At 46.8% G+C, this 12,337-nt stretch carries 15 protein-coding genes; 8 read left to right on the forward strand and 7 right to left on the reverse strand.

Annotation, left to right across the window (positions count from 1 at the left end):
• Window positions 1–9: 9 nt before the first annotated feature.
• From lspA to dut, 3 genes are read left to right on the forward strand one after another with little or no spacing between them, the layout of a single operon-like run.
• Window positions 10–498 carry a signal peptidase II gene (gene lspA, locus AOC07_RS07635; RefSeq protein WP_215292861.1) on the forward strand — a complete coding sequence of 163 codons (489 nt, stop codon included), beginning with the start codon at window positions 10–12 and terminating at the stop codon, window positions 496–498.
• A 9-nt stretch (window positions 499–507) separates the two neighbouring features.
• Window positions 508–1,725: a bifunctional phosphopantothenoylcysteine decarboxylase/phosphopantothenate--cysteine ligase CoaBC gene (gene coaBC, locus AOC07_RS07640; RefSeq protein WP_215357389.1), complete on the forward strand. Its 1,218-nt coding sequence runs from the start codon at window positions 508–510 to the stop codon at window positions 1,723–1,725.
• A 35-nt stretch (window positions 1,726–1,760) separates the two neighbouring features.
• Window positions 1,761–2,210, forward strand: a complete 450-nt coding sequence (gene dut, locus AOC07_RS07645) for a dUTP diphosphatase (RefSeq protein WP_215292865.1) — start codon at window positions 1,761–1,763, stop codon at window positions 2,208–2,210.
• Here the strand turns inward: dut and AOC07_RS07650 are convergent.
• From AOC07_RS07650 to clpS, 3 genes are all read right to left on the reverse strand, one after another.
• On the reverse strand, window positions 2,207–2,530 hold the full coding sequence (locus AOC07_RS07650; RefSeq protein ID WP_215292867.1) for a hypothetical protein: 324 nt from the start codon (window positions 2,528–2,530) through the stop codon (window positions 2,207–2,209). The genes dut and AOC07_RS07650 overlap by 4 nt on opposite strands.
• A gap of 146 nt (window positions 2,531–2,676) precedes the next feature.
• Entirely contained in the window at window positions 2,677–4,983 is a 2,307-nt protein-coding gene (gene clpA / locus AOC07_RS07655) for an ATP-dependent Clp protease ATP-binding subunit ClpA (RefSeq protein ID WP_215292869.1), read from the reverse strand.
• Window positions 4,980–5,336, reverse strand: coding sequence for an ATP-dependent Clp protease adapter ClpS (clpS, locus tag AOC07_RS07660; RefSeq protein ID WP_251371662.1), 357 nt, complete (start codon window positions 5,334–5,336; stop codon window positions 4,980–4,982). The genes clpA and clpS overlap by 4 nt, the downstream gene beginning before the upstream one ends.
• Before the next feature lie 277 nt (window positions 5,337–5,613).
• On the opposite strand from clpS, the gene AOC07_RS07665 reads away from it, so the two are divergent.
• Both AOC07_RS07665 and AOC07_RS07670 read left to right on the forward strand, forming a co-directional pair.
• Window positions 5,614–5,817 carry a cold-shock protein gene (locus AOC07_RS07665; protein ID WP_011903586.1) on the forward strand — a complete coding sequence of 68 codons (204 nt, stop codon included), beginning with the start codon at window positions 5,614–5,616 and terminating at the stop codon, window positions 5,815–5,817.
• Between the two features lie 84 nt (window positions 5,818–5,901).
• Window positions 5,902–6,354, forward strand: coding sequence for a DUF192 domain-containing protein (locus AOC07_RS07670; protein WP_215357390.1), 453 nt, complete (start codon window positions 5,902–5,904; stop codon window positions 6,352–6,354).
• A 67-nt stretch (window positions 6,355–6,421) separates the two neighbouring features.
• Here AOC07_RS07670 and AOC07_RS07675 read toward each other — a convergent pair whose 3' ends face one another.
• Genes AOC07_RS07675 through argF form a run of 3 tightly spaced genes read right to left on the reverse strand, consistent with a single transcriptional unit; the run spans window position 6,422 to window position 8,965 of the window.
• The gene (locus AOC07_RS07675; RefSeq protein ID WP_215357391.1) at window positions 6,422–6,727 is read right to left on the reverse strand and encodes a pyrimidine/purine nucleoside phosphorylase; all 306 of its coding nucleotides are present in this window, start codon (window positions 6,725–6,727) and stop codon (window positions 6,422–6,424) included.
• A gap of 30 nt (window positions 6,728–6,757) precedes the next feature.
• On the reverse strand, window positions 6,758–7,990 hold the full coding sequence (locus AOC07_RS07680; protein ID WP_215357392.1) for an argininosuccinate synthase: 1,233 nt from the start codon (window positions 7,988–7,990) through the stop codon (window positions 6,758–6,760).
• Between the two features lie 36 nt (window positions 7,991–8,026).
• Window positions 8,027–8,965: an ornithine carbamoyltransferase gene (gene argF / locus AOC07_RS07685; protein WP_215358527.1), complete on the reverse strand. Its 939-nt coding sequence runs from the start codon at window positions 8,963–8,965 to the stop codon at window positions 8,027–8,029.
• Between the two features lie 158 nt (window positions 8,966–9,123).
• On the opposite strand from argF, the gene AOC07_RS07690 reads away from it, so the two are divergent.
• The gene (locus AOC07_RS07690) at window positions 9,124–9,438 is read left to right on the forward strand and encodes a DUF3579 domain-containing protein (RefSeq protein WP_215292879.1); all 315 of its coding nucleotides are present in this window, start codon (window positions 9,124–9,126) and stop codon (window positions 9,436–9,438) included.
• Window positions 9,439–9,511: 73 nt separating this feature from the next.
• Here AOC07_RS07690 and rpsT read toward each other — a convergent pair whose 3' ends face one another.
• Complete coding sequence (gene rpsT / locus AOC07_RS07695) at window positions 9,512–9,778, reverse strand: 30S ribosomal protein S20 (RefSeq protein ID WP_071466054.1); 267 nt, start codon at window positions 9,776–9,778, stop codon at window positions 9,512–9,514.
• A gap of 151 nt (window positions 9,779–9,929) precedes the next feature.
• Between rpsT and murJ the strand changes: the two genes are divergently transcribed.
• On the forward strand, window positions 9,930–11,483 hold the full coding sequence (gene murJ, locus AOC07_RS07700) for a murein biosynthesis integral membrane protein MurJ (protein WP_215357395.1): 1,554 nt from the start codon (window positions 9,930–9,932) through the stop codon (window positions 11,481–11,483).
• Between the two features lie 5 nt (window positions 11,484–11,488).
• Window positions 11,489–12,331 carry a SirB1 family protein gene (locus AOC07_RS07705; RefSeq protein WP_215292889.1) on the forward strand — a complete coding sequence of 281 codons (843 nt, stop codon included), beginning with the start codon at window positions 11,489–11,491 and terminating at the stop codon, window positions 12,329–12,331.
• Window positions 12,332–12,337: the final 6 nt, after the last annotated feature.

Consider the following 12,337-nt stretch of genomic DNA (forward strand, 5'->3'; position numbering starts at 1 on the left):
CAAAACAACATGAGCCTGCCTTTTCTACGCTACCTGGCTATTGCCACCATTACTTTACTGCTTGATCAGGCTAGTAAATGGCTAGCTTTGAGCAATTTGAAATTGGGAATACCAGAACAGGTACTGCCTTTTCTAAATTGGCTCCTGCTCTTCAATCCAGGTGCAGCATTTTCCTTTTTGGCACAGGGCTCTGGTTGGCAACGCTGGTTCTTCACCATTATTGGCTTAGTCGCCTGCATCTATATTGTTTGGCTACTGCGTAAAAACCAAAATGATCAATTACTTGGCGTAGCACTCAGCCTAATTTTGGGCGGGGCCATAGGTAATATATTGGATCGATTAATGTATGGCGCTGTGGTGGACTTCATCGATGTGCACTATGCCACTTGGCACTGGCCAGCCTTCAATATTGCCGATAGCGCTATTTGTATTGCTGCAGTACTCATCATTTTTGGCGAATTGCACAAGTCATTTGGCAAATCCCCTCAATCCCATTAAGCTGGCGCCATGCAATCACTTTTAAACAAGAAAATTGTCCTGGGAATCTCTGGTGGCATTGCAGCCTACAAGAGCCCCGAACTTGCTCGTCAGTTAATGCAAGAGGGCGCTTCGGTACAGGTGGTGATGACTGACGCTGCAACCCAATTCGTAACGCCCGTCACTATGCAAGCACTCACAGGCAATCCGGTTTACACCAGCCAATGGGACAACAGCATTGGCAATAATATGGCTCACATTGAGCTATCTCGCTCTGCTGATGCTATTGTGATTGCCCCTGCTAGTGCTGATTTGATGGCTAAATTATCTTTAGGCTTAGCTGATGATTTACTTAGTACGCTTTGCCTGGCAAGAGATTGCCCACTGTTACTAGCCCCAGCGATGAATAAACAAATGTGGGAGCACGCAGCGACCCAAAGAAGCGTTAAGCGTCTCAATGAAGATAGAGTTTCTCTTCTGGGTCCAGCAAGCGGCTTTCAGGCTTGTGGTGAAGTTGGCATGGGTAGAATGTTAGAGCCTGCTGAAATTGCAGAGCAAGTGATTGCTTTCTTTCAGAAAAAAACTTTAGCCGGTAAAAATGTATTAATTACTGCCGGGCCTACTTTTGAAGCTATCGATCCAGTGCGCGGGATTACCAATCACAGCTCCGGAAAAATGGGTTTTGCAATCGCACGTGCTGCAATAGAGGCTGGCGCGCAAGTACAGCTTGTCGCAGGCCCTTGTGATTTATCAACGCCACTAGAAGCCACTGGAAAGATTTCCCGCACCAATGTTACTAGCGCAAAAGAAATGCATGCGGCAACACTAAGGGCCGCTGATTGCGACATCTTTTTTGCTGTGGCTGCAGTCGCTGACTGGGGTATTGCGAAACCCTCTAAAGAAAAAATCAAGCGCCAAGGCAAAGGAGCGCCTGGAATTGAATTTATTGCTAACCCAGATATTCTTCTGGATGTTGCCAAGACAGTTAAAACTAAAGATGGTAAGCCATCCCCCTACTGCGTTGGCTTTGCAGCAGAATCTACCGATCTCCAGGCGAATGCAACTGAAAAACGTCAACGCAAAGGGATTCCAATGGTTGTCGGCAACATCGGCCCGGAAACCTTTGGTAGCGACCTTAATCAATTACTCATCATTGATGAAACTGGCAACAAGAAAATTGCTAAAGCTGAAAAGCTTGAGCTTGCTCGCCAACTCATTCAGATAGTTGCCAAGAAAATTAAGCAGTAAGCTCTTTACTTACATTCCCTGTTTTAGGAAATTCCATGCAATCCCTTCAAGTCAAAATTCTCGATGAACGTATGCGCAATCAATTGCCGACGTATGGCACACCAGGTAGCGCTGGATTAGATTTGCGCGCCTGCATTGATGAAACCATTGAGATTGGACCAGGCCAAACTGTTTTGGTGCCAACGGGCTTGGCTATCTATGTTGAAGATCCACGTTATGCTGCATTCATTCTTCCGCGTTCAGGTCTTGGCCATAAGCACGGAATCGTCTTAGGCAACCTAGTAGGCCTCATTGATTCTGATTACCAAGGTCAATTAATGGTGAGCACCTGGAATCGTGGCTCAACCCCTTTCAAGCTGGAACCGATGGAGCGCTTAGCTCAATTGGTAGTGATGCCGGTTCAGCAAGTGGAGCTCAAAGTGGTTGAAGAGTTTACCGAGAGCAGTCGTGGCGCCGGCGGCTTTGGTAGCACTGGGCGAGCCTAGTACACCACCATTTGCCAACCGCTTGGGCACGCCTGTGTCTGAGGATAATACAAGCCATTTTCAGGACAGTAAGCAGCAGTTCTTTGGGCCGGGTAATATTGAGTCTGATAGTACACAGGGCCTGAGCGGTAATAAGCATTAGTCACCACCGCACCCGCTACAGCACCCACAGCATAAGGCGCCCAACCGTAGTTCCGCTCTCCTCCACGCCATGCGCCTGCGTAAGCCCCATGCCCACCTCGCCAACCATGCGCGCTTGCAGGACCCACGGCACTAAATAATGCCGTTACTGTGAACAGATAAATGAGGATCTTTTTCATATTGACCTCCTAGATAATGATTGGAATTCTTCTTCTCTTATCTATTTAACGCGGATTTAAATTAGGGAGTTGACAGCAGAAGTAAATAAAGCCACCCGAAGGTGGCCTTATTTCAATACAAACCTGTTGGCACAATAAGAAATAGCTTAGATTTCTTCCGCCGGAGCTATGTCAGCCTTGAGCGTCTTTCTGGGTGGCATCGGAGCATCAAAATCTAACTGCACCTTGCCCTCAGCATCAACATCAACCGCCACATGTCCGCCCTGTGCCAACTTGCCAAAAAGTAATTCATCAGCAAGGGCCTTGCGCACAGTATCTTGAATAATCCGCTGCATTGGACGCGCCCCCATCAAAGGATCAAAGCCATGCTTCGCTAAGTGAGCGCGTAATGCTGGACTAAAGGTAGCGTCAACTTTCTTCTCATGTAATTGCTCTTCCAACTGCATCAAGAACTTGTCAACGACTCGCATGATGATCGTTTCATCAAGAGCCCTGAAGGATACGATCGCATCTAGGCGATTGCGGAACTCTGGCGTAAAGAACTTCTTAATATCTGCCATCTCATCACCAGACTCACGTGCATTGGTAAAGCCGATGGTTGATTTCTGCATCGCCTCAGCACCAGCATTGGTGGTCATGATGATGATGACGTTACGGAAATCAGTCTTGCGACCATTGTTATCCGTCAAGGTGCCATGATCCATCACCTGCAAGAGGATATTGAAAATATCTGGATGCGCTTTTTCTATTTCATCAAGCAAAAGCACGCAATGCGGTTTCTTATTCACCGCTTCAGTTAATAGTCCGCCCTGATCAAAGCCCACGTACCCCGGAGGCGCACCAATCAAACGGCTTACGGCGTGACGCTCCATGTACTCAGACATATCAAAACGGAGCAATTCAATACCCAAGATATAGGCAAGCTGCTTGGCAACCTCAGTTTTGCCAACGCCCGTAGGACCAGAAAATAAGAATGAACCAATGGGACGATCAATCTTGCCAAGACCAGCGCGCGTCATCTTAATCGCACTTGCCAGAGCTTCAATCGCAGGATCCTGACCGAAGACTACGCTCTTAATATCGCGATCCAAAGTTTGCAATTTACTGCGATCGTCAACCGTGACTGACTGAGGCGGTATACGGGCAATCTTGGCAACAATCTCTTCGATCTCTGGGCGGCCGATGGTTTTCTTCTGTTTAGACTTCGGCAAAATACGTTGTGCAGCACCAGCCTCATCGATTACATCGATTGCTTTATCCGGCAAATGGCGGTCATTGATATAACGAGCAGAAAGCTCTGCCGCAGCCACTAAGGCACCAGCCGCATACTTCACGCTATGGTGCTCTTCAAACCGAGACTTCAAACCACGCAAGATTTGTACAGTCTGATCTACAGTTGGCTCAACTACATCCACTTTCTGGAAGCGACGAGACAAAGCAGCATCTTTTTCAAAGATTCCACGGTACTCAGTAAATGTCGTTGCACCAATGCATTTAAGTTGGCCATTAGATAAAGCAGGCTTTAAAAGATTGCTGGCATCCAATGTTCCGCCTGATGCAGCACCTGCACCAATCAACGTATGAATTTCATCGATAAACAAAACACCATGAGCATGATCCTTGAGCGACTTAAGAACACTCTTCAGTCGCTGCTCAAAGTCACCACGATATTTGGTACCAGCAAGCAATGCACCCATATCCAAAGAATAAACAGTGGCATTAGCCAAGATGTCAGGCACATCACCCTTCACAATGCGCCAAGCCAAGCCCTCCGCAATAGCAGTTTTACCAACACCGGCTTCGCCAACCAACAGAGGGTTGTTCTTACGACGACGGCAAAGCACCTGAATAACGCGCTCCACCTCACTATCGCGCCCAATGAGTGGATCAATCTTGCCTTGACGAGCCAAGGCATTGAGATTTTGTGTGTACTGGTCAAGCGGGCTCTCCTTACCAGATGAGGCCGCCTCCTCAGTTTCTTGAGTTGCATCCACAGGCTTAACGTGCTCAGTTTGATCTTTCCGAACACCGTGACTAATAAAGTTCACAACATCTAAACGAGTGACCCCTTGCTGTTGCAAGAAGTACACCGCATGCGAATCTTTTTCACCAAAGATGGCAACCAAGACATTTGCACCAGTTACCTCTTTCTTGCCATTAGACGTAGATTGCACGTGCATGATGGCGCGTTGAATCACGCGCTGAAATCCAAGCGTTGGTTGTGTATCCACCTCATCGTTGCCAGGAACTACTGGTGTGTTGTCATTGATAAAGTTTTTAAGCTGTGAACGCAACTCTGCAATATTAACTGCGCAGGCCTTCAGCACCTCAACTGCGGTTGCATTATCTAATAACGCAGCCAATAAATGTTCGACTGTAATGAACTCGTGTCGTGATGCCCTTGCGTCAACAAACGCCATATGCAAACTCACTTCTAATTCTTGGGCAATCATGCTTCCTCCATAGTGCACTGTAGTGGGTGACCCGCTTCGCGGGAGAGTTCGATAACTTGGTGCACCTTGGTGGCAGCGACATCACGAGTAAATACCCCGCAAATACCTTTGCCAACTAAATGAACTTGCAACATGATGCGTGTAGCTGTTTCATGATCCCTATTAAAATACTCCTGAATTACCATCACCACAAATTCCATTGGCGTGTAATCGTCATTCAATAGTAAAACTTTATACATTGAAGGCGCCTTAACTTTCTCGGCCTGCTTTTCGAGAAGAATGGTGTCCTCAACATAGGGATTGGCTGGTACGCCAGTAGTGGGATTTTTTGGTGTGCGGCTCATGAGAAACATTCTAAACACAGATATTCAAACTCTAATTTACTAGGGTCTTATTGCTAAAAAACCTTCAAAAACCCCTTTTTAACCCATATTGGAGCATTTTTCCTTAAAAAAAGGGGTATTTACTGGGGGGTAAGTACATATAACTCCTTGACACCCCTACAAAAAGGGCAAACAATCGGGGGGTAGGCTTCAAAAGAGGTTCTATTTAGGCGTGTTGTGGAGCGAGACTGATTAAAAAGTATTTACCCTCATCACGGTTGTTTTAAGTTTATGTAATGGAGTTCGCATGGCGACCGGAATTGTTAAGTGGTTCAATGATGCAAAAGGTTTTGGCTTTATCAAACCTGATGATGGTGAAGAAGAGTTGTTCGCGCATTTCAGCGCAATTACTATGCCTGGGTTCAAAACCCTTAAGGAAAACCAAAAGGTAACGTTTGATATTACCCAAGGCCCTAAAGGCAAGCAAGCTACCAATATCCAAGCGGCTTAATAGTCCTTAGATCATTATGGAAAACCCAGGATTCGTTCCTGGGTTTTTTTTCGTCCACAATTTGCTCAATTTAAAATCTTCAATATGCACACATTATCAAAAGCCTTGCGCAATCTTTTTCCCTGCGGTCTTTTCATCAGCTCAAGCCTGGCCTTCGCGCAAGTGAATACTGGATTGCCAACAGTCGAATTAAGAACTGGGATCTACCGCATTCAAGCAGAAATAGCCGACACTCCAGAATCAAGGCAAACGGGCTTAATGAATCGCACCAGCATGCCAACGAATTCTGGAATGCTATTTATCTTTGAAGAAAAAGCTGGGCATTGCTTTTGGATGTTCAGCACCAAGATTCCTCTTGCAATCGCTTTCATTTCTGACGATGGCAAGATTGTGAATATTGAAGAGATGCAGGCGGGCACAACGAATAACCACTGCCCTAAAGCTCCCATTCGCTACGCCCTCGAGATGAATAAGCGCTGGTTCTCCGATCGAGTCATTGCGCCTGGGTCGGTGATGAGTGGTTTACCGAAGAAGTAGCGAGAAATCCTGATCGGGAAATAAAAAACGCAGACCAAGGTCTGCGTTTTTTCCTACGGTAGTTTATTCATTCAAAGTGACAAACATAGTGCACTGGCTGCTCAGCACGAATAATAAAGTAACCACCTTTTTCCACTTCCCAGCTCTGGCCAGCCTTAAACTTTTGCTCTGGAGCGCCGTTGATACTCACAAAAGCATTCCCATCTACTACCTCCATCACCTCTCTAGTACTTAGGTCAAAACGTAAAGTGCTTGGCAAAACCACACCAACGGACTTACGTACGCCATTAGATAAGGTCACCGTGTGAGATACGCACTTGCCATCAAAAAACACATTGGCTTTTTTTCCTACTGAAACTTGATCAAATTGCATCTTGGTTCTTTCTAATCTAGTGATTACTAATTACTTCTTTGCACGTTTACGTTTCGCTATTTCAGCAATTCGCATACGCAAGGCATTGAGTTTGATAAATCCACCAGCATCAGCCTGGTTATAGGCGCCACCGTCATCATCAAAGGTTGCGATATTTTGATCGAACAAGGTATTCGCTGAGTCACGTGAAATTACAGATACAGATCCTTTGTAGAGCTTGAGACGAACAACACCATTTACCATCTGCTGGGTATGATCAATTAAGGTTTGCAAAGCGATACGTTCTGGCGCCCACCACAAACCGTTGTAAATCAAGCTGGCATAGCGTGGCATCAAGTCATCTTTCAAGTGAGCCACTTCGCGATCGAGGGTAATACTCTCTATGCCACGGTGGGCTTTTAGGAGAATCGTTCCTCCAGGAGTTTCATAGCAACCACGACTCTTCATGCCAACGAAACGATTTTCAACTAAATCAAGACGACCAATACCATGCTTACCGCCAATACGATTTAACTCAGCAAGCAGTTCATGTGGTTTATACGCTTTGCCGTTGATGGCAACTGGATCGCCGGCCTTAAATTCAATTTCGATAATCTCTGGAGCATCTGGCGCTTTTTCAGGAGCAACTGTCCAACGCCACATAGACTCTTCAGCTTCAGCATTGGGATTCTCTAGATGGCGACCTTCATAGCTGATGTGCAAGAGGTTGGCATCCATCGAATAAGGTGAGCCGCCCTGCTTATGTTTCATCTCAACCGGAATGCCATGCTTTTCTGCATAGGCCATTAACTTCTCACGGGAGAGCAAATCCCATTCACGCCAAGGAGCAATCACTTTAATTCCTGGCTCAAGAGCGTAGTAGCCCAACTCAAAGCGAACCTGGTCGTTGCCCTTGCCAGTTGCACCATGCGACACGGCGTCTGCCCCCGTCAAGCGAGCAATTTCGATTTGGCGCTTTGCAATTAATGGGCGCGCAATCGATGTACCCAAAAGATACTCGCCTTCGTAGATCGTATTAGCGCGGAACATCGGAAATACAAAATCACGTACAAACTCTTCACGCAAGTCATCTATAAAAATGTTTTCTGGCTTGATACCAAACTGCAATGCCTTAGCACGTGCTGGCTCAAGCTCCTCGCCCTGACCAAGGTCAGCTGTAAAGGTAACGATCTCACAGCCATAAGTATCTTGAAGCCACTTCAAGATCACGCTAGTATCCAAACCACCGGAGTAAGCTAAGACTGCTTTTTTAATATCAGACATGTTTTTTTATTCAATCAAAATTAATTAACAAAGAACTTAGTCCAAACGGCCACAGAGTAAATACTCCATTAAAGCCTTTTGAACATGCAAACGATTTTCTGCCTCTTCCCACACGATGCTTTGAGGGCCATCAATCACCCCTGCAGAAACTTCTTCTCCGCGATGGGCTGGCAAGCAATGCATAAACAATGCGTCAGGCTTAGCGAGTGACATTAACTCTTCGTCAACCATCCAGTCTTGGAAAGCATTCATACGCGAAGTATTTTCAGCTTCATAGCCCATGCTAGTCCAAACATCTGTCGTCACCAAATCGGCGCCTTTGCACGCATCTTTTGGATCAGTGCAAATGGTTAAGTGCTTCGCGACAGCCTGGGTTAAACGAGAGGCGTCCAACTGATAACCCTCTGGTGCCGAGAAACGAATCTGAAAGTCTAAGCATTCTGCGGCTTCTATCCAGGTGTAGGCCATATTGTTGGCATCGCCAACCCATGCCACCGTTTTACCTTGAATCGGACCGCGAGCCTCTACGAATGTAAAGATATCGGCCAATACTTGGCAGGGGTGATATTCATTGGTAAGCCCATTAATGACTGGCACCCTAGAATTGGCGGCAAAACGCTCAATGATGTCTTGGCCAAAAGTGCGGATCATGATGATGTCAGTCATCCGAGAGATCACCTGTGCAGCGTCCTCCACAGGCTCACCACGGCCTAACTGGGTATCACGGGTATTTAGGTATACAGCATGCCCACCAAGCTGATGGATGCCTGCCTCGAAAGAGAGGCGAGTACGTGTGGAATGCTTCTCAAAAATCATTGCCAAGGTGCGGTCGTGAAGTGGGTGCCAAGTCTCATAGCTCTTGAACTTAGACTTCAGCCATGCGGATCTTTTTAACAAATAGTCATATTCTTCACGGGTAAGGTCAGCAAACTGCAGGTAGTGCTTGACCTGACCAGGCACTTGAGGCTTCGCCATAGATGTCATAGTTGAGCTTTCTACTAAAGTTTTGGCTTGCATTTTTCTTAAACCATTCGACTGCACGAAAATAGAACCTAAAGTCATCTTACGGCCAACTCAGGCTGTTAAGCTAGATGACTTACCAATACTGATCCCACCACCCTCATTACGCGAACTTGAACCACAAAAAGCTTTTCATTCAAGGCATTACCACTTCTGGCAAACCATTTCGACCCAGTGATTGGGCGGAGCGTCTGTGCGGGGTAATGGCTAGCTTTCGCCCTCCAGGAGATTCTGGAGACCCGCGCTTCACTTATTCACCCTATGTCATTCCGGTCGTGATTGCTGCAGTGAAATGCGTTGTTATTGATACCAGACTAGGCGATCTTGATCCAAGAGCGTTGGACTTTGTTACGAACTTTGCCAAAGACAACGGTCTACCGATCGAAGAGGCATGCGAGTTCGAACCCAAACCCCAAACCCAGTCCTAAAAACAAAAACCCGCTCTGATGAGGAGCGGGCTTAGGTCGAAATTACTTCGACCAGCCTAAAACAAATACTGTATTACGCTGCCATCGCCTTGATAGCTGCAGACAAACGTGACTTCTGACGTGCTGCAGTATTTTTGTGAGCAATCTTTTTGTCAGCGATCTTGTCGATCGTTGCTTGAGTTGCTGCAAATACTTTCGCTGCAGATGCTTTGTCACCAGTTTCGATCGCTTTACGAACTGCCTTGATGGAAGTGCGAAGCTTTGAACGCAAACTGGAGTTGTGTTCGTTCTGTTTTACTGCCTGGCGTGCGCGCTTACGCGCTTGTGCTGTATTGGCCATCTTTAAACCTTGCCTCTATAAATTGCAAAATGCGATTAGTTAAAAATCCTGCGGACTTGCCAGATTCATAAGCAAGCTCGCCAAAACCCAAGATTTTACCTTAAAGGGGCAAAAAAGCCCAGTCAACCTATAAATAGGTGAAAATCGGCTCATGAACCTGCTTTCTGCCGCCGCCAAGGTTAGCTCCCTCACGATGCTGTCCCGCATTACTGGACTGCTCCGGGAGACTTTAATCGCTCGAAGTTTCGGGGCTTCTGAGTGGACAGATGCCTTTAATGTGGCTTTTAGGATACCCAATTTACTGCGTCGATTATTCGCCGAAGGGGCCTTTTCGCAGGCTTTTGTCCCAATTTTGGGTGAAATCTCTAAGGATGGGGATCAAAAACAGGCTCAAATCCTCGTTAATGCTGTCGCCACCCTCTTATTTTGGGCGCTGCTGCTCACGGTACTCCTAGGTGTAATTGGTGCCCCCTTGCTCATCCTGGTGATTGCTACAGGGTTTTGCGGTGGCCCAGCATATGAAGCCAGCGTCGTCATGACCCGCATTATGTTTCCCTATATTGGCCTCATTTCCCTAGTTTCACTATCAGCCGGAATTCTCAACACTTTTCAGCGCTTTGCCATTCCAGCTTTTACTCCCGTTTTATTAAACCTAGCTTTAATCGGAAGCGCGCTGTTTCTTGCGCCGCATTTAGAACAGCCAATCTATGCACTCAGTCTTGGAGTGCTCTTGGGCGGGGTCCTGCAATTAGTCATTCAAATTCCGGCGCTATCTCGCTTGGGTCTTTTGCCCCGCATTGGCTTGTTTCCAGGCGCCATTAAATCTGCCCTCACCAATCCCGAGGCAAGACGAGTTTTAAAACTCATGGGGCCAGCAGTCTTTGCAGTCTCAGTTGCCCAAATTTCCCTCATCATCAATACCAACATTGCTTCACGCTTACAAGCAGGTAGCGTGTCCTGGTTGTCCTACGCGGATCGCTTGATGGAGTTTCCGACAGCGTTGTTAGGCGTCGCCTTAGGGACCGTTCTTCTTCCAAGCCTAAGTAAAGCCAATGCTAAGAATGACCTAGTTCACGCCGGTGAACTACTCATCTGGGGATTACAACTCACGTTCTTATTAGCCGCACCTTGCGCAATTGCACTCTTTATTTTTGGTGAGCCCTTAGCGGCAGTGCTCTACCACTATGGAAAATTTAATGCGCTAGATGTCTTGATGACACAACGTGCATTAGCAGCCTATGGTGTCGGCCTCATTGGATTAATTTTGGTAAAAATTTTGGCGCCTGGTTTTTATTCACGCCAAGATATTCGCACTCCCGTAAAAATTGGTTTGCTGGTGCTAGTTGCAACTCAGCTAGCCAACTTTGTTTTTGTACCCTGGCTAGGGCATGCAGGTCTCGCCCTTTCTGTTGGCGCTGGCGCCTGCCTCAATGCCGCCCTCCTTTGGATAGGTCTGCATCAGCGTGGTGCCCTACCAAGCTCGGCGTGGGCGAAATACCTTGGGCAGCTATTTTTTGCCTTAATCCCCTTTTCTGCGGTACTTTTTTATGCCGCGGGAGCCCATAACTGGATCGCGCTGCAAGCAGAACCCTGGACGCGCATTAGTCTGCTGGCAGCATGGTTAGCACTTGCTGCCCTTGTTTACTTTGGAACCCTAGGTCTAGTTGGAATTCGCTGGCAAAAATTCTTACGTCATGCAAAATAGGACTTATGCCAACACAACAACTCGACTATTTCACCTCCTTAGTTGCTGAGGACGAACATCTTCCATTAACGGAGGCAGCAATCGCCGTAGCGCAACATGCATATCCAGATTTAGATGTTCAAGGCGTGCTCGATCAACTCGATCAACTGGGTAACAAGTTGAAGTCACGAATTACTCCTGACACATCACCAATTCAGCGCTTACAAATTCTGAAGCACTTCTTTTATACCGAGCTAGGATTTGGCCCTAACCCAAATGATTTCTACGCGCCCGAAAATTCGTATTTGCACTATGTGCTTGAGAATCGCCGGGGCATTCCGATTTCATTGGCCATTCTCATGATGGAATTGGGAAATCAAATTGGCTTAAAAATTCGTGGCGTTTCATTTCCCAACCACTTCATGATGCGCATCTCCTTGGCGCAAGGTGAAGTGATCATGGATCCACTCACTGGAGAATCACTCTCTAAAAATCAATTACAAGAGATGCTAGATCCCTATTTAGATGCCAAGGGCTATCGTGGTGAATTGAGTTTGCCACTCAACGTCTTCTTGCGAGCCTCCAACCCACGTGAAATCTTGTCTCGCTTCCTGAGAAACCTCAAAATGATTTACTCAGAGCACGAACGCTGGGAGCGCTTACTGGGAATTCAGGAGCGCTTAGTCATTTTGTTGCCAGACTCCATTGAAGAGATTCGTGACCGCGGGCTAATCTTTGCCCAACTAGAATATTTGCGTCCTGCATTAGAGGATATGCATCACTACCTTAGTGAATCGCCAGAGGCGGAAGATGCCAGCGATATTCGTGAACATATCGCCACACTGGAGAGTCAAGCGAAGTTTCATTAAAGCCCA

It is taken from the genome of Polynucleobacter sp. UB-Raua-W9, from assembly GCF_018687435.1.
Lineage (GTDB): Bacteria > Pseudomonadota > Gammaproteobacteria > Burkholderiales > Burkholderiaceae > Polynucleobacter.